Genomic DNA, 26,898 nt, shown 5'->3' on the forward strand with positions numbered 1-26,898 from the left:
AACTATTAGATGATAAAAGAATATCAATAGAGCGTTGTTCCTGCCGCCCGATTGTCGGTGCCAAGGCCTCGTGGCCGTGAAAATGGTCCCGAAATCATGCCTTTGGTGAATATTTTCGATGCCTTAAAAGCATGTGATTTCAGCCTGTTGCCCGCAGCCCTTGCCGGGCAAGGCCTGGAGCCGATGGCTGGTCTTTTATATTCGATTTTGGTCTATGCATAACTTTAAAGATTACTTTCTGAGATAAGCGTCTGCCTCAATGATTCACCCATCGATACGTCGTCGGGGGATGTCTGGCACGACGTTTCGGTTATCCGCAAAGAGACCGCAGGGAGTTAAGCAATGGGCAATGTCCAGACCGCCGCCAGCGCACACGAGGTGCTGTGGCGCCAGGCGCCAGGTGGCGAGTTGGTCGACCTCGGCCGGGTGCACCGAGTGCCCTTGGGGCAGCTGCGTTTGCAGCGTGCGCCCAAGGGCATTCTGAGTCGCCGGGAAACGATTCTGCTCGGTGTGCTGGCGCTGCTGGTGCATGGCGCAGTCATCTATTGGGTCAATCAGCAACCGACCAAGGCATTGCCGATCGTGCCGCCGGAAATTCCGCCGATGACGATTGAATTCTCGCGTCCGGCGCCGCCCGTGGTCGAGCCGCCACCGCCGCAGCCGGTGCAACCCGTGGTCGAACCACCGCCGCCGGTGGAAGACGAGCTGGCCGTGAAGCCGCCGCCACCGAAACCGATTCCCAAGCCAAAACCGGTCGCCAAGCCTGTGCCGAAACCGGTGCAAAAAGTCGCCCCGCAACCGCCTGCGCCGCCACAACCGGCAGCACCTGTCGCGGCCCCGGCGCCACCTGCACCACCGGCGCCCGCGCCGGTGACGCCTGCCTCGGCCAATGCCGCGTACCTGAAAAACCCGGCGCCGGAATACCCGTCGCAAGCCGTGCGTCGCGGTTGGGAAGGCACGGTGTTATTGCGGGTGCATGTGTTGGCCAACGGCAAGCCTGGCGAGATTCAGATCCAGAAAGGCAGTGGTCGCGATTCCCTCGATGAGGCGGCGATCAATGCCGTGAAACGTTGGAGTTTCGTGCCGGCCAAGCAGGGTGAGGTCGCCCAGGACGGCTGGGTCAGCGTGCCCATCGATTTCAAGCTTCATTAAACCGCAACCAAATTCGCGCGAAACGTTTACACGAGGAACTCATCATGACGTTACTGGCATCTCCACTTGAATCTATCGAAAGCGCGGTGATCTGGCTGCTGGTGGTTTTTTCCGTTGCCACTTGGGGCCTGGCGTTGCTCAAAGGCGTGCAGTTCGGCCGTCTCAAGGTGCAGGACCGAAAGTTTCATAAGCAGTTCTGGGCGGCGTCGAGCCTTGATTCGGCGGCGGAGCTGGCCGAGACCCAGCCCGGCGCGGCGGCCCGAGTGGCCCAGGCTGGCTACGCGGCCATACAGGTAGGGGAGGCGCCACAAGCGGCGGATTTGAGTCAGGCGATCAACCATCAGGATCGTCTTGAGCGCGCCTTGCGTCAGCAGATCGTGCGTGAGCGCCGCTCGCTGGAAACAGGTTTGGCGGTGGTCGCAAGTATTGGCAGTACGTCGCCGTTCATTGGTTTGTTCGGCACTGTGTGGGGAATCATGGAGGCGTTGAAAGGAATCAGCGCAGCGGGCTCCGCCAGCCTGGAAACCGTGGCCGGGCCGATTGGCGCGGCGCTGGTGGCGACCGGTGTGGGGATCGCCGTCGCGGTACCGGCGGTGCTGGTTTACAACTACTTTTTGCGTCGTCTGAAACTGACGGCGGCGGACCTGGATGACTTCGCCCATGACTTCTACAGCCTGGCGCAGAAGAGTTCGTTCCGTGTGCTGATTCATCCGACGGCGCATAAAACCGCTGCATCGGGCAGCGCACAGAAAGTGAAGGAGGCGTCCTGAGATGGCTTTCTCCACGCAAGACAGCGATGAGGTGCTGAGCGAGATCAACGTGACACCGCTGGTGGATGTGATGCTGGTGCTGCTGGTGGTGTTTATCGTCACCGCGCCGCTGCTGACCAACGCGATCCCGATCAACCTGCCCAAGACCGAGGCCGTGGCGCCGGTGGAGCAGAAGGACCCGCTGGTCGTGAGCATCGACGGTGCCGGGAAGTTGTTTATCAACAAGGACGAGATTCAGCCGGACTTGCTGGAGTTCAACCTCAAGTCGGCGAAGGCCAAGGATCCCGAAGTGCGTGTGCAATTGCAGGCGGACGACGGGGTGAATTACGGCGAAGTGGCGCGAGCCATGGCGTCGATTGAGCGGGCAGGGATTACCAAGTTGTCGGTGATTACCGCACGCTGACCGATTTTCGATTTTCCGGGGCCGTCTCCTTGGCAGGGTGCGGCCCCTTTTTTATGCCTCAAGAAAACCCACGGTCCTGTAGGAGCCGGCTTGCTGGCGATCGCGTCCTTCCAGCCAACGAAAATGTTGTCTGACGCACCGCTATCGCCAGCAAGCCGGCTCCTACAGGTCGTGTGCTTCTTATATTCTTTATGGGTCTTAATAAATAGCTTCTTATTCCTTAACGAATATAACTCTCCTCCCTATACTCGATCAGGAACAGACACGCAGCAGGAGAGTTCCCCCATGCGCAACGAATCAATTCGCTATCTGATTGTGCCGGGCTGGCAAGGATCGCCAGAAGATCATTGGCAAAGCCACTGGCAGAGCAGCTTGCCGAACAGCGCGCGGGTGGAGCAGGCCGATTGGCTGACGCCCCGTCGTGAAGACTGGGTGGCGGCATTGGCCGAGGCGATTGCCGCTGACAGCACGCCGGTGATTTTGATTGCCCATAGCCTGGGTTGCATCACGGTCGCGCATTGGGCGGCCACTGCCCCGCTGAATTTTTTGCGCCAGGTGCGCGGTGCTTTGCTGGTTGCACCGGCAGACGTCGAGCGTCCGGCCTGCGCGCCAGCCTTGCGCAACTTCGCACCGATTCCGACGAGCCTTTTACCGTTCCCGAGCCAGGTGGTCAGCTCCGACAACGACGCCGCTGTCAGCGCACCGCGTGCGTTGGAACTGGCACGTAACTGGGGCGCCGAGGCAGGAATACTGTCGGGTGCCGGACACATCAACGTGAAGTCCGGTCATCAGCGCTGGGAGCAGGGTTTTGCTTATCTGTATCGCCTGCAAAACCGCATGGAACATCACGCCCTGCGCCGCGCTTGAACCTTTTCTTTTTTTAACATCGCCCCCCGTCTCCCGGCGGTTTTGGGCGGGAGTCTGCCATGAGTTTTGAAGCCTTCGGTCAGCCGCTGCTGACCTTTCCCGATGCAGAAAAAAGTCCGCTGAGCATCCGCGCCAAGGCGCTGGTGTTCGTCGATCCGCGCTCGCGTCAATTGCGCGCCGAGCTGGAGCAACTGGCCCCGCGTTCGATCTCCGTGTTGATCCGTGGCGAAACCGGTAGTGGTAAAGAACTGCTGGCGCGGCACATCCATCGCGCCAGTGATCGTGGTGGGTTGTTCGTGTCGGTCAATTGCGGCGCTATCAGCCCGACCTACGCCGACGCCGAATTGTTCGGTTATGCCGCAGGCAGTTACACCGGTTCGGCGAGCAGTCGTGCTGGCTGGTTCGGTTCGGCCAATGGCGGCACGCTGTACCTGGACGAGATCGGCGACTTGCCGCTGCCGATCCAGATCAAGTTGCTCGCCGCACTGGAAAACCACGAAGTCACCCGCGTCGGCGCGCATCAACCGAGCCCGGTGGACGTGCGTCTCGTGGCCGCGACCAGCATTGATCTGGCGCAAGCCGTGGCTGCCGGGAAATTCCATGAGCGGCTTTATCACTACCTCAGCGAAGGTCAGCTGGAACTGCCGGCGTTGCGTGAGCGGGTGGGCGATATCCTGTCGTTGTCCGAGTACTTCCTGGGCATCTACAGCCAGCGCCTGGACCTGCCGGTGCCGCTGATCAGCGAAGCTGCGCAGCAGTTGCTGGAACAGCACAGCTGGCCGGGCAACACCCGGGAACTGGAAAACGTCATCCACTTTGCATTGCTGGTCAGCACTGGCGACGAGATCCTGCCCGAACATTTGAACCTGCCCGAAGCACCAGCGCCGCTGACGCAGATCGAGCAGCAGCTCCGGCACATCCTCACCAAAGGCACTGCCACCGAACAAGCCGCCCTCAAACAACTCCTCAAAAACACCGCACTCTTGTAGGAGCGAAGCTTGCTCGCGAACCAGGCGACACGGATTTTCTGGAAGGACGCCTTCGCGGGCAAGCCTCGCTCCTACAGATCGCGAACACACCGAGCTCTTGTAGGAGCGAAGCTTGCTCGCGAACCAGACGACACGGATTTTCTGGAAGGAGGCCTTCGCGGGCAAGCCTCGCTCCTACAGGTGGGTGCGGCGAAATGCAGCCAACACGTGAGTTAGAGCTGTATGAACAAAATGGAATATGAAAGTGAATAAAAGATATTGTTCGGGAATAAAAAATCCCGGTATTGTCCGCTTCACGCCAGCGATAGCACTTCACTGGCACTCGTACTAAACAAGCCGTCGTCGATGACGACCGTGATTTTCGATAAGGACACTGCATGAAAAAGGTTCTGTTGTTCACCGCATTGGCGGCTGCCCTGACCGCGGGCCTGGCCCAGGCTGGCGAGAAACTGGTAATTGCGGCGACCCCGGTCCCACACGCCGAGATTCTGGAGCTGATCAAGCCAACCCTCGCCAAAGAAGGCGTGGACCTGGAAATCAAAGTGTTCACCGACTACGTTCAGCCAAACGTACAAGTTGACCAGAAGCGTCTGGACGCCAACTACTTCCAGACCCTGCCGTACCTGAAAAACTTCAACGAAGGCAAAGGCACCAACCTGGTGACCGTGATCGGCGTTCACGTTGAACCGTTCGGTGGCTACTCGAAGAAGTACAAAAAACTGGCTGACCTGCCGAACGGCGCGACCATCGCTCTGCCGAACGAAGGCAGCAACAGCGGTCGTGCTCTGCTGCTGCTGCAGAAGGCTGGCCTGATCGAGTTGAAAGACCCGAAAAACGCTTTGGCCACTCCAAAAGACATCGCCAAGAACCCGCACAACTTCAAGTTCAAGGAACTGGAATCGGCCATGTTGCCGCGCGTTCTGGACCAGGTTGACCTGGACCTGATCAACACCAACTACGCGCTGGAAGCAGGTCTGAACCCGGCTAAAGATGCGCTGGTGATCGAAGGTGCTGATTCGCCTTACGTGAACTTCCTGGTGGCTCGTCCAGACAACAAGGACAGCGTAGCCATCCAGAAACTGGCCAAGGCGTTGACCAGTCCGGAAGTGAAAGCCTTCATCGCCAAGAAATATAGCGGCGCGGTACTGCCGGCGTTCTGATTGGACGCAGCATTAAACCCCTTCAAGGTTTCGAACGCCGACGGCTAGCAATAGCGTCGGCGTTTTTTATTGCGCCTGCACATTCCAAATGTAGGAGCGAGCCTCTTGTAGGAGCCGGCTTGCTGGCGAATCAGACAACGCGGTGTATCAGGCCGGACGCCTTCGCGGGCAAGCCTCGCTCCTACAGATCACGGACACACCGCACTCTTGTAGGAGCGAAGCTTGCTCGCGAACCAGACGACACGGATTTTCTGGAAGGACGCCTTCGCGAGCAGGCTCGCTCCTACAGGGGGTAGGCGTGCTCCGGAGGCTTAGGCCGCCCTGGCCTTCAATGCCCTGCGCAACGCCACCAGCAGCTTCACGATGTCTTGCGGATCAAGCCGTTGCGGTACTTTTACGTCAGCCATGTTCTCTTCCTTGTGATGGTTCGGCCGGGAGTCTGGCCAAAAGCTGTGCGTCCTTGGAGGGCTATTTCGAAAAAAAGATCCTTCCTACAGCGAAAAGGAAAATAGTCGTCTTCCTCCTTCTCGGCAAATTCACCGGATAGTTTTTTGCGTGATATCAATATGCTTTAACGGTATTTAAATTCCGATTCTTATACCTTTAAAGTCGGTGCCTGCCGGGAGGTTATCCACCGCCCATGGACTGCGCCACCGTCGCTTACCGAGCGGCGTCCAGGATGTTTAATGAACTTCGATTACGCTTTTATCCTCAGCACCCTGCCGGCGTTTCTCAAGGCCGTGGGCGTTACGCTGCAGGTAGGCTTCATCGCCATCGGCACCTCGTTGCTGGTGGCCTTGATCAACGCGACGATCCTGGTGTTCCGCACGCCTTACCTGCAACGCCTGGTCGGGTTGTACGTAGAACTGGCGCGCAACACGCCGCTGCTCATTCAACTGTTCTTTGTGTATTTCGCCTTGCCGGCGCTGGGCATCAAGGTGTCAGGCTTCACAGCGGCGATTATCACCATGACGTTCCTGGGCGGCGCTTACCTCACGGAAGTGCTGCGCGCCGGGGTGGACGCGGTGCCCCAGGCGCAGCTCGAATCCGGTCGCTCCATCGGCTTGTCCCACGGGCAATTGCTGCGCTACGTGATCCTGCCGCAGGCCGGCATCCTCAGCCTGCCGTCGCTGTTCGCCAATTTCATTTTCCTGCTGAAAGAGACCACCGTGGTCTCGGCCGTGGCGGTCCCGGAAATTCTCTACACCACCAAAAGCTACATCGCGCTCTACTACAAAACCTACGAAATGCTCGCCGTGCTGACGCTGATTTGCGTACTGCTGTTTTTGCCGCTGTCGCTGCTGCTCAGCCGTCTGGAAAGGAGGCTTCAGCATGGCCAGTTCGGGTCTTGAGTTGCTGTGGGTGTCGTTGCCGCAATTGGGCAAGGGCGCTGCGCAAACCCTGTCGATCTCTTTCCTGAGCATCGCCATCAGCACCGTTGGCGGTGTGCTTTACGGCGTTTTGCGTACGCTGAATTCGAAATGGCTGAACGCGATTTTGCGCGTGTATCTGGAGCTGTTCCGAGCGATCCCGGTGCTGGTCTGGTTGTATCTGCTGTTCTTCGGTCTGCCAATTTTCTTCGGCCTTAGCATTCCGAGCTTCTGGTGCGCGGTGCTGGTGCTGTCGCTGTGGGGCGCCAGCGAGGTCGGTGAAGTGGTGCGCGGCGCCTTGCATTCGTTGCCACGCGGCCAGCGTGAAGCAGGCCTGTCGATCGGCTTGAACGGCCCGCAACTCTACGGCTACGTGCTGCTGCCCCAGGCGCTGAAACGCATGACCCCGCCGACCATCAACGTCTACACGCGGATCATCAAGACCAGCTCCCTGGCGGTGCTGATCGGCGTGGTAGACGTGATCAAGGTCGGCCAGCAGATCATCGAACGCACCTACGAATCCGTGCTGATCTACGGCGCGCTGTTCCTGTTTTTCTTTTTCATCTGCTACCCGCTCTCGGCCGCCTCGCGCGTGCTGGAGCGGCGCTGGACGCAAGCATGAGCGCATTGATCGAGTTCAAGGGTTTCAACAAGTTTTTCGGCGAGCAGCAGGTGCTCGACGGCATCGACCTGAAGGTGAAGTCCGGCGAAGTGATCGTCATCCTCGGCCCCAGCGGCTGCGGTAAAAGTACCCTGTTGCGTTGCCTCAACGGGTTGGAAGTCGCGCACAGCGGCAGCCTGACATTTGCCGGCCGAGAGTTGCTGGACAAAGGCACCGACTGGCGCGAAGTGCGCCAGCAGATCGGCATGGTGTTCCAGAGCTATCACCTGTTCCCGCACATGAGCGTGCTCGACAACCTGCTGCTGGGTCCGGTCAAGGTGCAAAACCGCGAGCGTCGCGAAGCCAGGGATCAGGCCGAAGCCTTGCTGGCGCGCGTGGGCCTATCGGACAAGCGCGACGCCTTTCCTCGCCAGCTCTCCGGCGGCCAGCAGCAACGCATCGCCATCGTCCGTTCGTTGTGCATGAACCCCAAAGTCATGTTGTTCGATGAAGTCACCGCCGCCCTCGACCCGGAAATGGTCAAGGAAGTGCTGGAAGTCATTCAGGGCCTGGCCCGCGAAGGCATGACGCTGTTGATCGTCACCCACGAAATGGCGTTCGCCCGCGCCGTGGCTGACCGCATCGTGTTCATGGATGCCGGGCGAATCCTTGAGCAAAACCCTCCCGAGATTTTCTTTACGAACCCGCAAACCGCACGAGCGCAGCAGTTCCTGGAGAAGTTCTCCTACGTCGCCGCACTACCCAAAACGACTCAAACAAAGGAACTGGAACTGCCATGAAAACTGCCAAGTCTTCTCTACTGTTACTCCCGTTGCTCGGCCTCGCGTTGCTGGCCGGCTGCAACAAAACCGAAGAACCCGCAAAGCCGAAAGTCGCCAGCGAAAGCACCGCGCCGGCCAGCTACCTGGACAAAATCAAGACGCGGGACAAGTTGATCGTCGGCGTTTTTACCGACAAGCCGCCGTTTGGTTTCGTCAATGAAGCGGGGCGTTACGTTGGTTTCGATACTGACATCGGCCGTCAATTTGCCAAGGATCTGCTCGGCGATGAAAACAAGGTCGAATTCGTCGCGGTGGAACCGGCGAGCCGGATTCCATTCCTGCAAAGTGACAAGGTCGACCTGATCCTGGCCAACATGACCGTGACCCCGGAGCGCAAGGAAGCGGTGGAATTCACCAACCCGAACCTGAAAGTCGCAGTACAGGCATTAGTGCCACAGGCCAGCGAAGTGAAAAACCTCGATGACCTGGCGACCCGCACCACCATCGTCACCACCGGCACCACGGCGGATATCTGGCTGACCAAGAATCACCCGGACTGGAAACTGCTGAAGTTCGAGAAAAACTCCGAGTCCCTGCAAGCCCTGGCCAACGGTCGTGGCGATGCCTATGCGCAGGACAATCTGGTGCTGTTCAGCTGGGCCAAGCAGAACCCTGGCTACCGCGTGCTGGATCAGAAACTCGGTGCAGAAGCGCCGATTGCACCGGCGGTGAAGAAAGGCAACATCGAGCTGCGTGACTGGGTGAACGCCGAGTTGGCGAAGCTGGGTGAAGAGAAGTATCTGCTTAAACTGTACGACCAGTATGTGCGCAAGGAATTGAGCGATGACACCAAGCCTGAGAGCGTGATTGTCGAGGGTGGGAAGTGGCAGGGGTGATTCTTTAACTTTTGCGGCGGTCTCACCGCCGCCATCGCGAGCAGGCTCGCTCCCACATTGGACCGCGTCCGTCGGGACACCTCGGTCAACTGTGGGAGCGAGCCTGCTCGCGAAGCCTTTTCAGGCGCCGCTCAATCCGGCCAATGCCACGCCGGCTCATCCAGCATCCGCTGCCCGACAATCCCGGTCTGGCCCAGATTTTTCTCCAGCACGATGCAGTTGCACTCGGGATCTTCCTGTAGCGCCGAAATCAACCGCCGGGCATGGGATACCACCCACACCTGACACTGCTCCGACGCGCGGATAATCAAGCGCGCCAACGCTGGCAACAGGTCCGGGTGCAGGCTGGTTTCCGGTTCGTTCAGCACCATCAGCGTCGGTGGGCGCGGTGTCAGCAGCGCCGCCACCAACAGCAAATAGCGCAACGTCCCATCGGACAACTCCGCCGCCGACAACGGCCGCAATAACCCTTCCTGATAAAACTCGATGGCGAACCGGCCGCCGGCCAGCGGCTCGATATGCAGACGCGCACCGGGAAACGCATCGCTGATGGCATTGCGCAAAGCTTCGGGGTCGCCAATCTCGATAATGGTCTGCAACGCCGCCGCCAGGTCTCTGCCGTCGTGGTGCAGCACCGGGGTGCGGGTGCCCAGTTGTGGCTGACGCACCGGCGCGTCGGCGTCGCTGCGAAAGTGATCGTAGAAGCGCCAGCGGCGGATGAACTCACGCATCTCCAGCACCTCCGGCGAGGTCCGCAAGCTGCCAACCTGATCGAACAGGCTGTCGAAAGTCGGCGTGTGCTGAGCCAGCACGTCCCAGCTGCGGTTGGCTCGGGTGCGGATCATCGGGCCGTCGCGATCCACCAGCAGGCTCGCCGGACGATAATGCGCCCCGGCCCACAGGCATTCACGCTTGATTTGCGGATCGAGGCTGAACCGTGACGCAATGGGGGTGCTGTGCCCGGGCAACATGAAATGACCATTGGAATCGGGCAGCCCCAGGCTGATCGAGTAGCCGAAGTCGTCCCCGGCAAACCCCAGGCGCAAGCGTTTGACGCCGTGGCGAACGGTCGCCTCGATCGGCACTTCGCCGTTGCGCATGCGCCGGGTGATGGTTTCAGGTCCCGCCCAGAAGGTCGAATCCAGGCCGCCTTCGCGGGCCAACGCATTGACCACGCCGCCCTGAGCGGTTTCCGCCAGCAGGCGCAACGCCCGGTAGAGGTTGGATTTGCCACTGCCGTTCGGCCCGGTGATCAGGTTCAGACGACCCAGTGGAATCACCAGTTTATTGATCGAGCGGTAATTGGCCACCGCGAGGGTTTTGAGCATTGGAAGCTTCCTTACTGCTATGAGTGCAGCAAACCTGTGCACCTGTTGAACCCTGTTCTAAGCTCACAGTCGTATCGCCATTGGCACGTTCGTACGACGCAAAGGAGTCTGCATGGCTGGTCCCGGATTGAAAAGAGTGGTTGGCCTGAGTCTTCTTGTCCTGCTGGGGGCCTGCGGGGAAAAACCCCAGGTCGAAAAGGATCGTCCGCGGGTGTTCGTGCAAGTCGTCAACGCCGCGAATTACGCCGCGTCCGTGACCCTCACCGGTGATGTTCAGGCGCGCGTCCAGACAGAGCTGTCGTTCCGTGTCGGCGGCAAGATCATCCAGCGCTCGGTCGATGTCGGTGACCGGGTGTCGGCCAAGCAAGTGCTCGCCAGGCTCGACCCGAAAGACCTGCAAACCAATGTCGACTCGGCCCAGGCGCAGGTCGTCGCCGAGCAGGCGCGGGTCAAACAGTCCGCCGCCGCCTTCGTCCGCCAGCAAAAACTCCTGCCCAAGGGCTACACCAGTCAAAGCGAGTTCGACTCTGCCCAGGCCGCATTGCGCAGCAGCCAGAGCGCGCTGACGGCTGCCCAGGCGCAACTGGCCAACGCCCGCGAGCAACTGAGTTACACCGCGCTGATCGCCGATGCACCGGGAGTGATCACTGCCCGGCAGGCCGAAGTCGGCCAGGTGGTGCAGGCCACGATGCCGATTTTCAGCCTGGCGCGCGACGGTGAGCGCGACGCGGTGTTCAACGTCTACGAGTCGCTGCTGACAGAGGATCCTGAGGGCAAAACGATTGTGGTGAGCTTGCTCGATAACCCGGCCATCAAGACCACGGGCACGGTTCGGGAAGTCACCCCGGCCGTTTCCGCGCAGACCGGTACGGTGCAGGTCAAGGTCACCCTTAACGGTCTGCCGGAAGGCATGCAGCTTGGCTCGGTGATCAGCGGCACGGCGAAGACGCCGAGCAAATCCGCAATCGAGCTGCCATGGTCGGCGCTGACCAAAAACCTCAGCGAACCGGCCGTGTGGCTGGTGGATGACGAGGGCAAGGCGCAATTGCATACGGTGACGGTGGGTCGTTACCTGACCGGCAAAGTCATTATCAGCGATGGCCTGAAGGGCGGCGAAAAAGTCGTCATTGCCGGCGGTCAGTTGCTGCACCCCGGCGTCAAAGTGGAAATCGCCGAAAACACCTACAAGGATTTAGCAGCGGGAGCCCAGCCATGAAGCGCGTGTTGCTGGTGTTCGCCGGAATGTTGCTGGTGGCCTGCTCGAAAGAAGAACCGCCGCCAGAGCCGGTGCGTCCGGTGCTGTCGATCAAGGTCCAGGCGCTGGGCGAGGAGAGTCTCGGCCGCTTCGCCGGCAGCATCCAGGCCCGATACGAAACCAATGTCGGCTTCCGCGTACCGGGGCGCATTGCCAGTCGCAACGTCGATGTCGGCGCCGAGGTCGAGAAGGGCGCCTTGCTCGCGACCCTCGATCCCACCGATCAGCAAAACCAGCTGCGCTCGGCTCAGGGCGATCTGGCGAAGGTTCAGGCACAACTGATCAACGCCCAGGCCAACGCCCGGCGTCAGCAGGAGCTGTTCGATCGCGGGGTCGGTGCGCAGGCGCAACTGGACATCGCCCAGACCGATCTGAAAACCACTCAGGCTTCCCTCGATCAAGCGAAGGCGGCGGTCGATCAGGCCAAGGACCAACTCGATTATGTCGAGTTGCGCACCGACCACAAAGCCATCGTCACCGCGTGGAACGCCGAAGCCGGGCAAGTGGTGACCGCCGGCCAGCAAGTGGTGACCCTGGCGCAGCCGGACATCAAGGAAGCGGTGATCGACCTGCCCGACACGCTGGTCGATCAGTTGCCAGCAGACGTGGTGTTTCAGGTCGCCGTGCAACTGGAACCGAACATCACCACCACCGCCATCGTCCGCGAAATCGAACCCCAGGCCCAGAGCGCCACCCGCACCCGTCGCGCCCGCCTGACCCTGACTGACACACCACCGGGGTTTCGCCTGGGCACGGCAATCAGCGTCACCCTCAGCTCTGCGATCAAACCGCGCATCGAACTGCCTCTGACCGCGCTGCAAGAGGTCGATGGCAAATCGCGGATCTGGGTCATCGACCCACAGACCCAAACCGTTTCCCCGCGTGACATCAGCCTGATCAGCCGCACCGATTCCACCATGGTCCTGGCCAGCGGCGTGAAGTCCGGTGAGCGTGTCGTAAGTGCCGGTGTGAACAGCCTGAAGCCTGGGCAGAAAGTGAAAATCGATGAGGACAGCCCACAATGAAAGGGAGTTTCAACTTATCCGAATGGGCCCTCAAGCATCAGTCGTTTGTCTGGTATTTGATGTTCATCGCGCTGCTGATGGGCGTGTTCTCGTACATGAACCTCGGCCGCGAGGAAGACCCCTCGTTCACCATCAAGACCATGGTCATCCAGTCCAGCTGGCCGGGTGCGACCCAGGAAGAAACCCTCAAGCAGGTCACCGACCGCATCGAGAAAAAGCTCGAAGAACTCGACTCCCTCGACTATGTGAAAAGCTATACACGGCCCGGTGAGTCCACGGTCTTCGTGAACCTGCGCGACACCACCAGCGCCAAGGACATCCCGGAAATCTGGTACCAGGTGCGCAAGAAGATCAACGACATTCGCGGCCAGTTCCCCAAGGGCCTGCAAGGGCCTGGGTTCAACGACGAATTCGGTGATGTGTTCGGTTCGGTGTACGCCTTTACCGCTGACGGCTTGTCGATGCGCCAGTTGCGCGATTACGTCGAGCAGGTGCGCGCCGAGATCCGTGAAGTGCCGGGGCTGGGCAAGGTCGAGATGGTCGGCGAGCAGGATGAAGTGCTCTACCTGAACTTCTCCACCCGCAAACTGGCGGCGCTGGGGATCGATCAGCGTCAGGTCGTGGATAGCCTGCAATCGCAAAACGCGGTGACGCCGGCCGGGGTCATTGAAGCCGGTCCAGAGCGGATTTCCATTCGCACCACCGGGCAGTTCGCGTCCGAGAAAGACCTGGCAAACGTCAACCTGCGGCTCAACGATCGCTTCTATCGCCTGGCCGACATTGCCGACATCAGTCGGGGTTATGTCGACCCGGCGACCCCGGAGTTTCGCTACAACGGCCATCCGGCCATCGGCCTGGCCATTGCCATGAAGAAAGGCGGCAACATTCAGGATTTCGGCAAGGCGCTGCACCAGCGCATGATCGACCTGACCGCCGATTTGCCGGTGGGCGTCGGTGTGTACAACGTTTCCGACCAGGCCGCCGTGGTGGAAAAAGCCGTTGGCGGCTTCACCAGCGCGCTGTTCGAAGCGGTGGTGATCGTGCTGGTGGTCAGCTTCGTCAGTCTCGGCGTGCGTGCCGGGCTAGTGGTGGCGTGTTCTATTCCGCTGGTACTGGCGATGGTCTTCGTCTTCATGGAATACAGCGGCATCACCATGCAGCGGATTTCCCTCGGCGCGCTGATCATCGCCCTCGGCCTGCTGGTGGACGACGCGATGATCACGGTCGAGATGATGGTCACCCGGCTGGAGATGGGTGAAACCAAGGAGCAGGCGGCTACGTTCGCCTACACCTCGACCGCGTTCCCGATGCTCACCGGTACGCTGGTGACGGTGGCCGGTTTTGTACCGATCGGCCTTAACGCCAGTTCGGCGGGCGAGTACACCTTCACGCTGTTTGCGGTGATTGCCGTGGCGATGCTGGTGTCGTGGGTTGTTGCGGTGTTGTTCGCGCCGGTGATCGGCGTACACATCCTCAGCGCCAACGTGAAACCTCACGATGAAGAACCTGGACGCATCGGTCGCGCCTTCAATTACGGCATGCTCTGGTCCATGCGCAATCGCTGGTGGGCCATCGGCATCACCATTGCCTTGTTCGTGGCGTCAGTGTTTTCCATGCAGTTCGTGCAGAACCAGTTCTTCCCGTCCTCGGACCGGCCGGAGATTCTCGTCGACCTGAACCTGCCGCAAAACGCTTCGATTGCCGAAACCCGCAAAGCCGTCGACAAGCTCGAAGCAACGCTCAAGGACGACCCGGACATCGTGCGCTGGAGCACTTACATCGGCGAAGGCGCGATCCGTTTCTACCTGCCGCTCGACCAGCAATTGCAAAACCCGTACTACGCGCAATTGGTCATCGTCAGCAAAGGCCTGGAATCGCGAGAAGCCCTGAGTCAGCGTTTGCGCGAACGCTTGCGCAAGGATTTTGTCGGCATCGGCAGTTATGTCCAGGCGCTGGAAATGGGCCCGCCTGTCGGGCGGCCGATCCAGTACCGGGTCAGCGGCAAGGACATCGACCAGGTGCGCAAACACGCCATCGCCCTGGCCACCGAGCTGGACAAGAACTCGCACATCGGTGAGATCATTTACGACTGGAACGAGCCGGGCAAAGTCCTGCGCATCGACATCGCCCAGGACAAGGTGCGGCAACTGGGGTTGTCGTCGGAAGACGTGGCCAACCTGATGAACAGCATTGTCGTTGGTGCGCCGGTGACGCAGGTCGATGACGATATCTACCTGATCAATGTCGTGGGCCGCGCGGTGGATGCGGAGCGCGGTACGCCGGAAACCCTGCAGAACCTGCAGATCGTCACGCCCAGCGGCACTTCGATCCCGCTGCTGGCTTTCGCCACCGTGCGTTATGAACTGGAGCAGCCGCTGGTGTGGCGTCGCGACCGCAAGCCGACCATCACCATCAAGGCTGCGGTGCGCGACGAGATTCAGCCGACCGATCTGGTCAAGCAACTGAAGCCGGAGATCGACAAATTCGCCGCCGCTTTGCCGGTGGGCTACAAGGTCGCCACGGGCGGTACGGTTGAGGAAAGCGGCAAGGCCCAAGGGCCGATTGCCAAGGTGGTGCCGTTGATGCTGTTCCTGATGGCGACCTTCCTGATGATCCAGCTGCACAGCGTGCAGAAGCTGTTCCTGGTGGCGAGCGTCGCGCCGCTCGGCCTGATCGGCGTGGTGCTGGCGTTGATTCCCACCGGCACGCCGATGGGCTTCGTGGCGATCCTGGGGATTCTGGCGCTGATCGGCATCATCATCCGCAACTCGGTGATTCTGGTGACGCAGATCGACGCCCTGGAGAAAGAGGGGCTGTCACCGTGGGATGCGGTGGCGCAAGCCACGGAACACCGTCGCCGGCCGATTCTGCTGACGGCTGCGGCGGCGAGCCTGGGGATGATCCCGATTGCCCGGGAAGTGTTCTGGGGGCCGATGGCCTACGCGATGATCGGCGGCATCATCATCGCGACGTTGCTGACGCTGCTGTTTTTGCCGGCGCTGTATGTGGCCTGGTACAAGATTCGCGAGCCGAAAAAAGAGGCCCGGTAAAGCAGAGCGCTTCGCGCTCTATTCGCGAGCAGGCTCGCTCCCACAGTGGAACGAGTCGCTCTGGCAGACCCGGTTCCCTGTGGGAGCGAGCCTGCTCGCGATGGCTTTAGCTCAGCCACCGCAGCTCTGGGAGCCTTATACCCTACGCCAGACACTCGCCAACCAAGGCTGCTGCTCCCGCGGCAGCCCCGCCGGCCGGTAGTAATGCTCCAACTCCACAAACCCCGCCGCGGTCAGCAAACCCTGCCACGCCTGAAGATCGTGATAAGCCCCATACCGCGGCCCATTCCACCCCTCCTGATTCTCACCACGCGGATTGGAACTGAACAACACCCCACCCGGCCTCAACGCCCCACGCAATTCCTTCAACACCCGTGGCAATTCCTGACGCGGAATATGAAAAAGCACCGCGTTGGCAAAAATCCCGTCAAAGCGTTCAGCCGGCAAATCCAGCTTCAGAAAATCCTGCTGCCACACCTCGCAACCACTGTCTTCGCGCGCCATTTGCGCAAACTTCTCCGAACCGTCGAGGCCGACCGCGGTGTGGCCCATGCGCGTGAACGTCTGCAAATCCCGCCCCGGCCCGCAGCCAAAGTCGAGGATGTCGAACGGCGGCTCACCCTGAATATGCCGCAGCAGCGCATCAATGTTCTGGCTGACATCGTGATCGCGCGTCCCTTCGCGAAAACCTTCGGCCACCGAGTTGTAATGACCGAGGGTGGTGGAGGTGATTTTCTCAAGGTCGTCTGGGGTTTGTTTCATGGCGGGCTGCGCAGGCAATTGGGATTTGCCGAATATACGCCATCAGGTTCGGGGTTGCTTCGCAGCCATTCGCGGGCAAGTCGGATCGCCGCACCGCTCGCTCCTACAGGGAAATGTGGTCCTCTGTAGGAGCGAGGCTTGCCCGCGAAGGCGATTTAACTGCCGGCCGATTATTCAGGCCTGTTTCCGGTGTGCTTCATCCCCAGACATTCAATGGACCGGTCAACCATCGCCTTGGCAATTTCCAGCAAATGCCAAATAGAGAACACCATGGCCCTGTCGGCACCTTTCAGTTGATCGCCACACCGATAAGCGGTGACCGAGGCGCAGCGCAGAAGGTCGGCGACATAGAGTTGCGTGTCTTCGAAGTTCACGTCCTGGCTGACGTTGTAGAAGCGCAGTTCGTCCGGCGCGCCGGTATGTTCGCGGGTGAGGTAAAAATCGATCGCGTGGTAAAGCGCTGAACGACCTTTAAGCGGATCGTCGTTGTCTTTGCTTGAGGTTTCGGGAGGTGGATCGGGGACTGGTTTTTTCACTTGTGTTGCTCCTATTGATGCATGGGAGCCGCCACTTTTCGCCTACTAAAACGATGGGTGGCGGCTGCGCGCAGGTTAGTAGACCGGTCAATAGGCAAACCGGCGCACCCAAAGGTGCCCCACGCGCAGCCACCATATTCAGCATCCGGCAAATTGCCAGACATGATCATGAACACGCTATGCACCTATCGATCCGGGCTACTAATCCCGATCACTGATGAGCAGTGACGGACCGAGACTAGCCAGCGGATTTGCCAGGCGCAAGCGTGCGGAATCATCTAGGAAACGTCCTGCAAATGAAAGGGATTGGCCTTGTAGGAGTGCTGATTTCTCTGTGGGAAAACTTCCCGATTTGTAATGAGTTTCCTACCGCTAACCTTGATTCAGCGCTTGTTCAACCTCCGCCCCCCCAACAGTCTCGGTGCGGCTACCTGTTACTTCTTACAGTATCGGCCCGGTCTAAAAAGGCTCAGTCTTATCTCCACTCGAGCGAAGGACCGTCGATACCGTGAACGCTCACCCACACACACCGACGCTGTCGGTCATGGACCCGCGAGCCTTGGCGATTCGCCACGTGGGCTACTGCCGACATCCGGACGAGACGGTGATTGCGTCACGCATCACTCGGCAGGTTTTCGATGCTGCGGGGCGTTTGGTCGAGTCGTGGGATCCCCGTTTATGGGCGTCTGCGCAGAAGCCGAATCTGGTGACGGTCCATGGGTTGAGTGGCCAGTCGTTGCTGACGGACAGCGTCGATGCCGGTTGGCAACTGAGCCTGTTGAATCAGGCCGGTTCGCTGCGTTCATTCTGGGACGCCAGAGGCAGTCAGCGTCACATCGACTTTGACGATCAGCAACGTCCGATAGCCGTCACTGAACAGCCCGCCGAAGCACTACCGCGCGTGGTCGAGCGATTGACTTACGGCGGCTCTGCTCCGGCATTCGCAGTGCATAACCAATGTGCAGCGGTGATCCGTCATGACAATCCAGCCGGTACCCGCTTCGTCACCGACTACGGTTTGGCCGGTTCGCAATTGAGTGAAAACCAATGCTTACTGATCGACCTTGAACCACCCGATTGGCCCAGCGAGTTAGAGGCCCGGGACGCGTTGCTGGAAGATCAGTCGTTCGTCACGCGGCACGTCTTCTCTCCCTCGGGTGAGATTCAGCGCCAGACCGATGCCATGGGCAATAACCGGACCTTTGCCTACGACGTGGCAGGCAAGCTGAGTGAGACCTGGCTGCTACTGGCTGGAGAGGGCAGACAACCACAACAGCTGGTCAGCGACATCCGCTACAACGCCCACGACCAGGTCGAAAGCGAAATCGCTGGCAATGGTGTGAAAACGCAAGCCGAGTACGGTGCCGATGACGGTCGGTTGATTCGGTTGGTGGCCGCCGTCGGAAGTCAGAAGATGTTGCAGGACCTGAATTACACCTACGATCCGGTGGGCAGCATCACCGAGCTGGAAGACAAGGCCCAAGCCGTTACCTGGTTCAACAACCAACGCATCGAACCGATCAATCGTTACCGCTACGACAGCCTGTCCCAACTTGTCGAAGCCAGCGGCTGGGAAGTCGCCAACTCAAGCCACGGACCCACATTGCCGGACTTGCTGCCCACACCACTGGACCCCAATCAGCGACGTAATTACACCCAACGCTTCGAGTACGACGCGGCGGGTAATCTGATCACCCGCCACCATAGCGGTGCGCCCGGTTTCTCGATGTTCACCTCCGCCCGAAGCAACCGAAGTCTGGCACAGCGGGACGATGGTTCATTGCCCGGTGAGTCGGAAATCGAGTCAGGCTTCGATGCCTGCGGCAATCAGCTGGAGTTGCAGCGCGGCCAAACCATGACGTGGGACATCCGCAACCAGTTAAGCCGGGTGACCTTGGTCAAGCGCGGCGATGAACCCGACGATTACGAAGGCTACGCCTACGACCGCCCCGGCCATCGGCTGCGCAAAGTGCATTTCAACCGGACCAGTGGCCGCACAGGGCGTTCTGAAGTCCGTTACCTGCCCAACCTGGAAATCCACCGCCAGGCCGATGGCGAAGAGCGCCATGTCATCAGTATCGAAGCGGGACGTTGCAGTGTTCGGTTCTTGCACTGGCCCGAAGGAACCCATGCCGATCAACTGCGTTACAGCCTCTGCGACCACCTTGGTTCCAGCACATTGGAGCTGGATCATGAAGCAGGCGTGCTGACTCAGGAACACTATTACGCCTTCGGCGGCACCGCATGCTGGGCTGGTAAAAATGCGTTGGTGGCGAAGTACAAAACGATTCGCTACTCGGGCAAAGAGCGCGATGCGACAGGGCTCTATTATTACGGGTATCGGTATTACGCGCCGTGGTTGCAGCGTTGGATGTGCCCAGACCCGGCAGGAGACAAGGATGGGCTGAATCGCTATGCGATGGTGAGGAACAACCCGATTAATTTCTACGACTGGCAAGGCACGGTATCGATTCCAGTCGATGTTTTTATCGACGATATCGTCAACCCAATGAGTAAAACCATTGGCACGGGATGGTTCGAGGAGCTGATTTGGAATGATGAGAAAAACACGTTCATGAGTACCGGCCCGGTTCATGGTCGAGGTATGAAGGTGTTCGAGGGTGAAAATTCCGAGTGGTACCCATCATCTTTCGGACATGCCATTGCTGCATTTCGTGATCAGGGCGGCAAGCTGCGTCTGTTTGCCAATATGTATTTTCAGCACATGGGCATCCAGCCCGAGATGGGCCTTCCAGTTTTTGCCGGACGGTTGAAAATCGACGAACACGATTCATCAAAATTCATCTTCGACAATCATTCCGGCCACTACAAACCCGAATCCTCAATTGACGTTGAGGCGATGATTCGCGAGATTGCTCCGCAGCACCAGTCAGTGAGCTATGCCCCGATTCCCGAGAGCTCGTCGTTTGATTCAACACTTCGAATCAATTCTATTGACTCGCCCGAAACGTATGCGCGCCTGGTGAACACGTACAAGCGAGATTTCAATGGCTTGATCACCTACCTCAAAGAACAAGGTGTCTGGGAAGCCGCCAAAGCGAAATTTGGAGAAAGTGATGGCCGGAGCATCATTTTCAAGATGGAGGCTAAAGGGATGACTGCCCAGCAGATCTACAATGAAGAATCTATGTTGGGACTTGCCAAACCATTGGCTGAGCCCGTGCAACCGTCCATTGGCACCAGCCGAGTCACACGTCCACTCGTTCAGAATAAGACCAAAAAAACTTCATTTTTCCGATCTCTTGGCCACCGATTGGGTCAGCTATATGCGAAGTGACAGCTAGTTATTTATTGCTTGAACGGGAGGGGCAGGTGTTTGCGAACTGCTCCCCTCGTTGAGGTCCTTCATTTGCTTCAGCGCTTGTTCAACCCCCGAGCCAACCGATCCCCACCCAACTGAATCACCGCCACCAACACCACCAGCAACACAATCACCGTCAACATGATCTGGCTATCAAACCGCTGATACCCATACCGATACGCAATGTCCCCCAACCCACCCGCACCAATCGCCCCGGCCATGGCCGACGAGTTGATCATGGTCACCAAGGTGATCGTGAAACCACCGACAATCCCCGGCAACGCCTCTGGCAACAACACATGCCAAACGATGTGCCAACGCCGGCACCCCATCGCCTGCGCTGCTTCGATCAAACCGTAATCCACCTCACGCAAACTGACTTCGGCGATACGCGCAAAGAACGGCGTGGCCGCAATCGTCAGCGGCACTACAGCGGCCCAGACACCATACGTGGTGCCGACGATGAGCCGGGTAAACGGAATCAACGCCACCATCAAAATCAAAAAAGGAATCGAGCGAAACAGGTTCACGAACCCACCCAAGGCGCGGTTCAGCGCCGGTGCTTCGTAGATCCCGCCCTTGGCGCTGGTAACCAGGATCACCGCCAGCGGAATCCCCGCCAGCAGCGCGATCAGTGACGACACGCCAACCATCAAAAACGTGTCGATGAAACCTTGCAGCAACCGATCAAACCACATAACCCAGCACCTCCACCTGTTGTGCCCAGTTGCCGGCGCGTTGATGCAGTTCTACCGCGCCCAGCGGCGAGCCGGTCACCGCTAGCAGCAATTGCCCCAGCGCATGGCCCTGAATCCGTTCCACGCCACCTTGCAACAAGCGCACGCGACCGCCGAGGGCGGCGAACAGCGCGGCCAGATCCGGTTCGTCGGTGGCGCTGCCGGTGAATTGCAAACGCAGGACCACGGCGGCGTCGGACGACTGTGGTTGCGCTTGGAGACGACTTTGCAGCTCCTGCGGCAACGCGTGTTGCAACGGCGCCAGTAAGGTTTTGCTGACCTCATGCTGCGGGTTGCCGAAGACTTCCCACACAGGGCCTTGCTCAACGATGCGGCCATGCTCCAACACCACGACGCGGTCGCAGATGTCGCGGATCACCGCCATCTCGTGAGTAATCAGCACGATGGTCAGGCCCAGGCGCTGATTGATCTCGCGCAGCAGGCCGAGGATCGATTGCGTGGTCTCCGGGTCCAGCGCCGAAGTGGCTTCGTCGCACAACAAAATCTCCGGGTCGTGCACCAGCGCGCGGGCGATGCCGACGCGCTGTTTCTGACCGCCGGAAAGCTGCGCCGGGTAGGCCTTGTGCTTCTCTTGCAGGCCGACCAGTTCCAGCAGCTCACGAACTTTCTGCTCGCGTTTTTCCTTGGGCACGCCGGCGACTTTCAGCGGCAATTCGACGTTCTGCCAAACCGTCTTGGCCGACATCAGGTTGAAGTGCTGGAAGATCATGCCGATGCGCCGACGCAGCGCCACCAGGCGGTCTTCATCGAACTCGCCGATGTCCACCTGATCGATCAGCACGCGCCCGGTGCTCGGCTGTTCGAGACGGTTGATGGTGCGGATCAGCGACGACTTGCCGGCGCCGCTGCGGCCGATAATGCCGAACACTTCACCGCGCTGGATGGCCAGGTCGATGCCGTGCAGCGCCGCCACCGGACCTTGCTGGCCGTTGTAGGTTTTACCCAGGCCGATGAAGCGTACGTGAGCACGATTCAGGTCTGGGTGCAGTTCGGTCTGTTTAGCTTGCTGAGGCTCTGGAATATCCAGTCGCCGTTGGATCGCGGCCGTCATTCTCAGCTTTCCCAACCGGCTTGATAGAGTTTGCCGTGGGCCTTATCCAACGCTGCGCGAACGGCTGGCGAATGCTGGTAGATGTCGACGAATTTGATCAGGCGCGGGTCGGCTTTGTTTTTCGGCTGGATCACGAACTGGATCACGTATTCCTTGTGATCGAGGCCGTCGAACAGCAACGCGGAACCGGCATCGAAGGTCTTCGCCAGGCGGATGTAGGCCGGGTAGCCCTGCACCAGATCGGCGTCGTCATAGGCGCGCACCAGTTGCACCGCTTCGACTTGCAGGATTTTGATCTTCTTCGGGTTGGCGATGATGTCTTCTTCGGTGGCCTTATAGCCGACGCCCGGTTTGAGTGTGATCAGGCCGGCCTTGGCCAGCAGTTGCAGGCCGCGACCGCTGTTGATCGGGTCGTTGGCGATGGCGACGCTGGCGCCTTCCGGCAGTTCGTCGAAGCTTTTGTATTTCTTCGAGTAGAGGCCGACGTTGTTGATGATGCCCGGTGCGAACGGCACCAGGTCAAAACCGGCGGCGGCCTTGGCGTTCTCCAGGAACGGCACGTGCTGGAAGTAGTTCACGTCGATGTCGCCGGCGGCGAGGCTGACGTTGGGCGCGATCCAGTCGGTGAACTCGACGAGTTCGACTTTCAGGCCTTGTTTATTGGCTTCTGCGACGGCGGCTTCCAGCGGGATGGCGAAGGCGGCGGTGGTGCCGACTTTCAGCGGCGCGTCGGCGGCGAAGGTGATGGAACTGAAGAGGCCGAGGGCCAGGGCCAGTGCTTTGACTGGGTGAGAGAAGTAGTTCTTGGTCATGATGTTTTTTCCAGTCAGTGCATAAATTTGGGGTGTTTGGTCGGGCCTCTTCGCGGGCAAGCCTCGCTCCTACAAAGGCACTGCGATCCCCTGTAGGAGCGAAGCTTGCTCGCGAAGCTTTTAGCGGCGAAACGCGGAGCCGGTGTGTTGCTCAGGCAAGTGCGCCTCTGCGTGAAACAGCTTCTCCCGCAGGCTGCCGTCGTCATAAGCGGTCTTGTACGACCCACGCCGCTGCAACTCGGGAATCACCAGTTCGATGAAATCCACATAACTTTCCGGCGTGACAATTCGTGTCAGGTTGAAGCCATCCAGCCCGGTCTCGGCGATCCACGATTCCAGCTCATCGGCCACTTGCTCAGGTGAACCGACCACCGTGATGTAGCGGCCACCGAGGGCGTGTTGCTCAAGCAATTTGCGCCGGGTCCAGTCGTTGTTTTGCAGGTTTTTGGTAGCCGATTGAATCGCGTTGCTCTTCACGTACTGGATCGGTTCGTCGATGGCGTACTCGGAAAAATCGATCCCGGTCGATGCCGAGAAATGCGCCACGCCGGCCTCGGCACTGGCGTAGCTCAGGTATTCGGCGTGTTTGGCCCAAGCGAGTTCTTCGGTGGCGCCGACGATCACGTTCAGCCCCATGAACACCTTGATGTCCTCAGGATTGCGCCCGGCTTCAACGGCGCTGGCGCGCACCTTGTCCACCTGAACCCTGGTCGACGGTTTGTTCTGGCCGCTGATGAACACACACTCGGCGTGGCGCCCGGCGAACAGCAAACCGCGATCCGAACTGCCGGCCTGGAACAGCACCGGCGTGCGTTGCGGCGAAGGTTCGCAGAGGTGATAACCCTCGACTTGATAGAACTCGCCCTTGTGTTCGACCTTGTGCACTTTGTCGGGCTGCGCGTAGATCCGTTGCTGCGGATCGTTGAGCACCGCGCCGTTTTCCCAACTGCCTTCCCAGAGTTTGTAGAGTACTTCGAGGTATTCGTCGGCCTGGTCGTAACGACGGTCGTGCTCCACTTGTTCGCTCAGGCCCATGGCTTTGGCGGCGCTGTCGAGGTAACCGGTGACGATGTTCCAGCCGACCCGGCCGCGGCTCAGGTGATCGAGCGTCGACATGCGTCGGGCGAACAGGTACGGCGGTTCGTACGTCAGGTTGGCGGTCAGGCCGAAACCGAGGTTTTTCGTCACCGCCGCCATCGCCGAGACCAGCAGCAGCGGGTCGTTGACCGGCAGCTGGATCGATTCTTTCAGCGGTACGTCCACCGAGTTCTGGTAGACGTCGTACACGCCGACGATGTCAGCGATGAACAAGCCGTCGAACAAACCGCGCTCCAGCAACTGCGCCAGTTCGGTCCAATACTCGATGGTTTTGTATTGGGTGGAGGTGTCCCGTGGGTGCGTCCACAAGCCATGATTGATGTGCCCGATGCAGTTCATGTTGAACGCGTTGAGCAGGATCTTCTTTTTCTCACCGGCCATCAGATGGTCCCTCGCAACGGAGGGTTTTCATCGTTGAGGTAGTAGTTGCCCACGGCGTGATACTTCCAGCGCACCGGGTCGTGCAGCGTGTGCACCCGAGCGTTGCGCCAATGGCGATCCAGTCCGTGTTCGATCAGGGTCGCCTGGCTGCCGGCCAGTTCAAACAGCGTGCTGCCGGCGGCAAGGGAGATTTCGGTGCTGATGGCGCGGGCTTCGGCGACGGCAATCGACGCGGCGGCAACGGTCTGTGCGTTGGTGTCGGCTTGAGCCTTGTCGAGGAATTCGCCGGACCGTTCCAGCAGGGCTTCGGCGGCGTGCAGACGAATGCTCAGGTGGCCGAAGCTCTTGATGGTCAGCGGATCGTCGATGGCTTTTTCGTGTGTGGCGTCGATCCATGGCCGGGTTTTGGTCCGCACGAAATGCAGCGCGTCCTCATAGGCGGCGCGGGCGATGCCGGTGTCGATGGCTGCATGAAGAATCTGCGCCAACGGGCCGACCGGGGTCGGGCGTTCGAAGGCGCTTTGAAACGGGATCACGTCTTCGGCGGCCACAAAGACGTCTTCGAACACCACCGAACCGCTGCCGGTGGTGCGCTGGCCGAAACCACTCCAGTCGTCGATGACTGTCAGGCCTTTGCTGTCGCGTGGTACGAATGCGAGTTGCTGCACGCCGTTTTCATCCACCACCGAGGTCGGGATGCGCTGCGCGTAGATCGCGCCTGTTGCGTAGAACTTACGGCCGTTGATGCGATAGCCGTCCCCGTCGCGGGTCAGACCGGTGACGCGGTCGTGGGCGGTTTTGGTGCCGAGTTCGGCGAGTGCATTGCCGAAACGCTGGCCGGCCAGCACTTCTGCATAGAGACGTTTTTTCTGCTCGGCGCTGCCGTTCACGCGCAGCACTTCGAGGGCGTAAAAATGGTTCTGCGGAATTTGCCCGAGGGAGCCGTCAGCCTGGGCGATCAAGGCGATCACCTTGGCCAGCGTGACGTTGGAAACCCCGGCGCCGCCGTACTCTTTTGGCACGCTGATGCCCCACAGGCCCGAGCGGGAAAACACTTCCAGTTCCGGGTGCGGCAAACGGCGTTCACGGTCGCGCAGGGCGCTGTCGCGTTTGAAGTCTTCGGCCAGGTCACTGGCGACGATCAGGGCTTGCTCATCGCTGGTTATGACCGCGACGTGGTGAGAAATTGTCATGTGTTTCTCCAGGTGTCTGGTCGTTAAATCCAGGAGTGGCGAGCGGGGAGCGTGCCGTTGAGGTGATAGGCGCCGACGGCGTGATACTTCCAGCGCACCGGATCGTGCAGCGTGTGCACGCGGGCGTTGCGCCAGTGACGGTCGAGGTTGAATTCGGCGAGGGTGGCGCGGCTGCCGGCCAGTTCGAAGAGCTTTTCGCTGGCCTGCAGCGAGATCTCGGTGGTCAGCACCTTGGCTTCGGCCACGGCAATCGAGGCTCGGGCGGCGGACTCGGCGGTGAGCGGCGCGGCGTTGACCTGATCGAGCACCTGCCCGGCTTTGCGCAGCAGCGCTTCGGCGGCGTGCAGTTCGATTTTCAGTTTGCCGATGTCGGCGATCACATAAAGATCATCGCTGGCGCGTTCGACCTTGGCGTCGATCCATGGGCGAGCGCGGGTTTTCACGAATTCGATGGCGTCGTCGATGGCGCCGCGAGCGATGCCGGCGTCGATGGCCGCTTGAATCAGCTGCGAGACGGCGCCCTGGATGTTCGGCTTGTCGTTGATCTTCCAGTTATCCACCACCAGCTCGGCGTCGACCCGCACGTTGTTGAGCAAAATGGTGCCGCTGGCGGTAGTGCGCTGGCCGAAACCGGACCAGTCATCAACGATCCGCAAGCCCGGTGTGCCGCGACGGACGAAGGCCAGTACTTGCTTGCCGTCGTCATTCAGCGCCTTGACCGCCACCCAGTGGGCGAACAGGGCGCCGGTGGAGTAAAACTTCTGCCCGCTGATGACAAATCCGTCGCCGTCGGCGGTGATCCGTGCCTTGAGTTCCAGGGTGTTTTTAGTGCCGCGCTCCGGCCCGGCATTGCCGATGCGCCAACCTTCGAGCACGCTTTTGAACAGCTGTTTTTTCTGCGCTTCGGTCGCGCTGCCGAGCACCAGGTTGAGAATGCCGAACTGGTTCTGCGGGATCTGCCCCAGTGCCGGATCGGCTGCGGAAATGATCGCAAAAACATCGGCCAGGGTGACGAACGAAACCTGCGGGCCGCCGTATTCGCGAGGGATGGCAATGCTGCCCAGGCCGCTGCGGGTGAACTGTTCGATTTCCGACCACGGCAGCTTGCGCTGACGGTCGCGTTTAGCCGCTTGTTGGCGGGCGACCTGCGCCAGCTCATGGGCGGCCTTGATTGCTTGTGCGTCGTTGCGCAAAACCTGCGCGGGCAACAACAACGGGGCGATGTCCAGATCACTCTGGACGATTGCATCTGCCAGACTGGACATCAGTGCCGCTCCTTGGCTGCTGCACGCAATGCCCTGGCGATCTGCACTGGGGTGATTGTGTTCCGGACCATA

24 protein-coding genes are annotated in these 26,898 nt (G+C 59.9%); 15 read left to right on the forward strand and 9 right to left on the reverse strand.

From position 1 onward, the window contains the following. Positions 1–96 precede the first annotated feature (96 nt). The 11 genes from KGA97_RS29445 (at position 97) to KGA97_RS09280 (ending at position 8,990) form a co-directional block, all read left to right on the forward strand. Positions 97–222: a hypothetical protein gene (locus KGA97_RS29445; protein WP_263287974.1), complete on the forward strand. Its 126-nt coding sequence runs from the start codon at positions 97–99 to the stop codon at positions 220–222. 120 nt (positions 223–342) lie between these two features. After that, a complete protein-coding gene (locus tag KGA97_RS09235; RefSeq protein ID WP_008034397.1) occupies positions 343–1,152 on the forward strand; it encodes an energy transducer TonB in 810 nt (269 codons plus the stop codon). 44 nt (positions 1,153–1,196) lie between these two features. Continuing rightward, on the forward strand, positions 1,197–1,922 hold the full coding sequence (locus KGA97_RS09240; RefSeq protein ID WP_008045247.1) for a MotA/TolQ/ExbB proton channel family protein: 726 nt from the start codon (positions 1,197–1,199) through the stop codon (positions 1,920–1,922). Between the two features lies 1 nt (position 1,923). Next, positions 1,924–2,325: an ExbD/TolR family protein gene (locus KGA97_RS09245; protein ID WP_003220570.1), complete on the forward strand. Its 402-nt coding sequence runs from the start codon at positions 1,924–1,926 to the stop codon at positions 2,323–2,325. Between the two features lie 285 nt (positions 2,326–2,610). Further along, positions 2,611–3,192 carry an alpha/beta hydrolase gene (locus tag KGA97_RS09250; RefSeq protein ID WP_223480645.1) on the forward strand — a complete coding sequence of 194 codons (582 nt, stop codon included), beginning with the start codon at positions 2,611–2,613 and terminating at the stop codon, positions 3,190–3,192. A 59-nt stretch (positions 3,193–3,251) separates the two neighbouring features. Further along, on the forward strand, positions 3,252–4,181 hold the full coding sequence (locus KGA97_RS09255) for a sigma 54-interacting transcriptional regulator (RefSeq protein ID WP_192226693.1): 930 nt from the start codon (positions 3,252–3,254) through the stop codon (positions 4,179–4,181). A 377-nt stretch (positions 4,182–4,558) separates the two neighbouring features. Continuing rightward, complete coding sequence (locus KGA97_RS09260; RefSeq protein ID WP_008040224.1) at positions 4,559–5,341, forward strand: MetQ/NlpA family ABC transporter substrate-binding protein; 783 nt, start codon at positions 4,559–4,561, stop codon at positions 5,339–5,341. Positions 5,342–6,027: 686 nt separating this feature from the next. Then, entirely contained in the window at positions 6,028–6,693 is a 666-nt protein-coding gene (locus KGA97_RS09265; protein ID WP_008032519.1) for an amino acid ABC transporter permease, read from the forward strand. Continuing rightward, positions 6,674–7,333 carry an amino acid ABC transporter permease gene (locus KGA97_RS09270; protein WP_223415282.1) on the forward strand — a complete coding sequence of 220 codons (660 nt, stop codon included), beginning with the start codon at positions 6,674–6,676 and terminating at the stop codon, positions 7,331–7,333. Before KGA97_RS09265 ends, KGA97_RS09270 begins: the two co-directional genes overlap by 20 nt. Next, positions 7,330–8,112, forward strand: a complete 783-nt coding sequence (locus KGA97_RS09275) for an amino acid ABC transporter ATP-binding protein (protein WP_223480646.1) — start codon at positions 7,330–7,332, stop codon at positions 8,110–8,112. The genes KGA97_RS09270 and KGA97_RS09275 overlap by 4 nt, the downstream gene beginning before the upstream one ends. Continuing rightward, the gene (locus KGA97_RS09280; protein WP_223480647.1) at positions 8,109–8,990 is read left to right on the forward strand and encodes a transporter substrate-binding domain-containing protein; all 882 of its coding nucleotides are present in this window, start codon (positions 8,109–8,111) and stop codon (positions 8,988–8,990) included. Before KGA97_RS09275 ends, KGA97_RS09280 begins: the two co-directional genes overlap by 4 nt. Before the next feature lie 131 nt (positions 8,991–9,121). Here KGA97_RS09280 and KGA97_RS09285 read toward each other — a convergent pair whose 3' ends face one another. Next, positions 9,122–10,318, reverse strand: a complete 1,197-nt coding sequence (locus KGA97_RS09285; protein WP_008040215.1) for an AAA family ATPase — start codon at positions 10,316–10,318, stop codon at positions 9,122–9,124. A gap of 112 nt (positions 10,319–10,430) precedes the next feature. On the opposite strand from KGA97_RS09285, the gene KGA97_RS09290 reads away from it, so the two are divergent. From KGA97_RS09290 to KGA97_RS09300, 3 genes are read left to right on the forward strand one after another with little or no spacing between them, the layout of a single operon-like run. Continuing rightward, positions 10,431–11,534 carry an efflux RND transporter periplasmic adaptor subunit gene (locus KGA97_RS09290; RefSeq protein ID WP_223480648.1) on the forward strand — a complete coding sequence of 368 codons (1,104 nt, stop codon included), beginning with the start codon at positions 10,431–10,433 and terminating at the stop codon, positions 11,532–11,534. Further along, positions 11,531–12,598 (forward strand): efflux RND transporter periplasmic adaptor subunit, encoded by a 1,068-nt coding sequence (locus tag KGA97_RS09295; RefSeq protein ID WP_008032507.1) that lies wholly within the window; start codon positions 11,531–11,533, stop codon positions 12,596–12,598. The genes KGA97_RS09290 and KGA97_RS09295 overlap by 4 nt, the downstream gene beginning before the upstream one ends. Then, a complete protein-coding gene (locus tag KGA97_RS09300; RefSeq protein ID WP_223480649.1) occupies positions 12,595–15,648 on the forward strand; it encodes an efflux RND transporter permease subunit in 3,054 nt (1,017 codons plus the stop codon). The genes KGA97_RS09295 and KGA97_RS09300 overlap by 4 nt, the downstream gene beginning before the upstream one ends. Before the next feature lie 135 nt (positions 15,649–15,783). Here KGA97_RS09300 and KGA97_RS09305 read toward each other — a convergent pair whose 3' ends face one another. After that, positions 15,784–16,410, reverse strand: a complete 627-nt coding sequence (locus KGA97_RS09305; RefSeq protein ID WP_223480650.1) for a class I SAM-dependent methyltransferase — start codon at positions 16,408–16,410, stop codon at positions 15,784–15,786. Positions 16,411–16,580: 170 nt separating this feature from the next. Beyond that, positions 16,581–16,946, reverse strand: coding sequence for a DUF6124 family protein (locus KGA97_RS09310; protein WP_008032502.1), 366 nt, complete (start codon positions 16,944–16,946; stop codon positions 16,581–16,583). 508 nt (positions 16,947–17,454) lie between these two features. Here KGA97_RS09310 and KGA97_RS09315 point away from each other — a divergent pair. Then, a complete protein-coding gene (locus KGA97_RS09315; protein WP_223480651.1) occupies positions 17,455–20,244 on the forward strand; it encodes an RHS repeat domain-containing protein in 2,790 nt (929 codons plus the stop codon). Between the two features lie 77 nt (positions 20,245–20,321). Here the strand turns inward: KGA97_RS09315 and KGA97_RS09320 are convergent, their stop codons facing one another. The 6 genes from KGA97_RS09320 to KGA97_RS09345 all read right to left on the reverse strand — a co-directional run bounded on the left by KGA97_RS09320 (position 20,322) and on the right by KGA97_RS09345 (position 26,826). Beyond that, positions 20,322–20,966: a methionine ABC transporter permease gene (locus KGA97_RS09320; protein WP_223480652.1), complete on the reverse strand. Its 645-nt coding sequence runs from the start codon at positions 20,964–20,966 to the stop codon at positions 20,322–20,324. Then, positions 20,956–22,077: a methionine ABC transporter ATP-binding protein gene (locus KGA97_RS09325; RefSeq protein WP_223480653.1), complete on the reverse strand. Its 1,122-nt coding sequence runs from the start codon at positions 22,075–22,077 to the stop codon at positions 20,956–20,958. The genes KGA97_RS09320 and KGA97_RS09325 overlap by 11 nt, the downstream gene beginning before the upstream one ends. Positions 22,078–22,079: 2 nt before the next feature. Beyond that, positions 22,080–22,889, reverse strand: coding sequence for a MetQ/NlpA family ABC transporter substrate-binding protein (locus tag KGA97_RS09330; RefSeq protein ID WP_223452780.1), 810 nt, complete (start codon positions 22,887–22,889; stop codon positions 22,080–22,082). A 120-nt stretch (positions 22,890–23,009) separates the two neighbouring features. Continuing rightward, positions 23,010–24,368, reverse strand: coding sequence for an LLM class flavin-dependent oxidoreductase (locus tag KGA97_RS09335; RefSeq protein ID WP_192226718.1), 1,359 nt, complete (start codon positions 24,366–24,368; stop codon positions 23,010–23,012). Then, positions 24,368–25,561, reverse strand: coding sequence for an SfnB family sulfur acquisition oxidoreductase (locus KGA97_RS09340; protein WP_223480654.1), 1,194 nt, complete (start codon positions 25,559–25,561; stop codon positions 24,368–24,370). Before KGA97_RS09340 ends, KGA97_RS09335 begins: the two co-directional genes overlap by 1 nt. Positions 25,562–25,584: 23 nt before the next feature. Next, positions 25,585–26,826 (reverse strand): SfnB family sulfur acquisition oxidoreductase, encoded by a 1,242-nt coding sequence (locus tag KGA97_RS09345; RefSeq protein WP_207285578.1) that lies wholly within the window; start codon positions 26,824–26,826, stop codon positions 25,585–25,587. Positions 26,827–26,898: the final 72 nt, after the last annotated feature.

This window comes from Pseudomonas sp. BF-B-15 (assembly GCF_019946675.1).
Taxonomy (GTDB): domain Bacteria; phylum Pseudomonadota; class Gammaproteobacteria; order Pseudomonadales; family Pseudomonadaceae; genus Aquipseudomonas; species Aquipseudomonas migulae.

Excerpts from the sequence above, each read along its gene's own strand:
- KGA97_RS29445 (WP_263287974.1), top strand. The coding sequence starts at position 97 with ATGCCTTTGGTGAATATTTTCGATGCCTTAAAAGCATGTGATTTCAGC.
- KGA97_RS09235 (WP_008034397.1), top strand. The coding sequence starts at position 343 with ATGGGCAATGTCCAGACCGCCGCCAGCGCACACGAGGTGCTGTGGCGC.
- KGA97_RS09240 (WP_008045247.1), top strand. The coding sequence starts at position 1,197 with ATGACGTTACTGGCATCTCCACTTGAATCTATCGAAAGCGCGGTGATC.
- KGA97_RS09245 (WP_003220570.1), top strand. The coding sequence starts at position 1,924 with ATGGCTTTCTCCACGCAAGACAGCGATGAGGTGCTGAGCGAGATCAAC.
- KGA97_RS09250 (WP_223480645.1), top strand. The coding sequence starts at position 2,611 with ATGCGCAACGAATCAATTCGCTATCTGATTGTGCCGGGCTGGCAAGGA.
- KGA97_RS09255 (WP_192226693.1), top strand. The coding sequence starts at position 3,252 with ATGAGTTTTGAAGCCTTCGGTCAGCCGCTGCTGACCTTTCCCGATGCA.
- KGA97_RS09260 (WP_008040224.1), top strand. The coding sequence starts at position 4,559 with ATGAAAAAGGTTCTGTTGTTCACCGCATTGGCGGCTGCCCTGACCGCG.
- KGA97_RS09265 (WP_008032519.1), top strand. The coding sequence starts at position 6,028 with ATGAACTTCGATTACGCTTTTATCCTCAGCACCCTGCCGGCGTTTCTC.
- KGA97_RS09270 (WP_223415282.1), top strand. The coding sequence starts at position 6,674 with ATGGCCAGTTCGGGTCTTGAGTTGCTGTGGGTGTCGTTGCCGCAATTG.
- KGA97_RS09275 (WP_223480646.1), top strand. The coding sequence starts at position 7,330 with ATGAGCGCATTGATCGAGTTCAAGGGTTTCAACAAGTTTTTCGGCGAG.
- KGA97_RS09280 (WP_223480647.1), top strand. The coding sequence starts at position 8,109 with ATGAAAACTGCCAAGTCTTCTCTACTGTTACTCCCGTTGCTCGGCCTC.
- KGA97_RS09285 (WP_008040215.1), bottom strand. The coding sequence starts at position 10,318 with ATGCTCAAAACCCTCGCGGTGGCCAATTACCGCTCGATCAATAAACTG.
- KGA97_RS09290 (WP_223480648.1), top strand. The coding sequence starts at position 10,431 with ATGGCTGGTCCCGGATTGAAAAGAGTGGTTGGCCTGAGTCTTCTTGTC.
- KGA97_RS09295 (WP_008032507.1), top strand. The coding sequence starts at position 11,531 with ATGAAGCGCGTGTTGCTGGTGTTCGCCGGAATGTTGCTGGTGGCCTGC.
- KGA97_RS09300 (WP_223480649.1), top strand. The coding sequence starts at position 12,595 with ATGAAAGGGAGTTTCAACTTATCCGAATGGGCCCTCAAGCATCAGTCG.
- KGA97_RS09305 (WP_223480650.1), bottom strand. The coding sequence starts at position 16,410 with ATGAAACAAACCCCAGACGACCTTGAGAAAATCACCTCCACCACCCTC.
- KGA97_RS09320 (WP_223480652.1), bottom strand. The coding sequence starts at position 20,966 with ATGTGGTTTGATCGGTTGCTGCAAGGTTTCATCGACACGTTTTTGATG.
- KGA97_RS09325 (WP_223480653.1), bottom strand. The coding sequence starts at position 22,077 with ATGACGGCCGCGATCCAACGGCGACTGGATATTCCAGAGCCTCAGCAA.
- KGA97_RS09330 (WP_223452780.1), bottom strand. The coding sequence starts at position 22,889 with ATGACCAAGAACTACTTCTCTCACCCAGTCAAAGCACTGGCCCTGGCC.
- KGA97_RS09335 (WP_192226718.1), bottom strand. The coding sequence starts at position 24,368 with ATGGCCGGTGAGAAAAAGAAGATCCTGCTCAACGCGTTCAACATGAAC.
- KGA97_RS09340 (WP_223480654.1), bottom strand. The coding sequence starts at position 25,561 with ATGACAATTTCTCACCACGTCGCGGTCATAACCAGCGATGAGCAAGCC.
- KGA97_RS09345 (WP_207285578.1), bottom strand. The coding sequence starts at position 26,826 with ATGTCCAGTCTGGCAGATGCAATCGTCCAGAGTGATCTGGACATCGCC.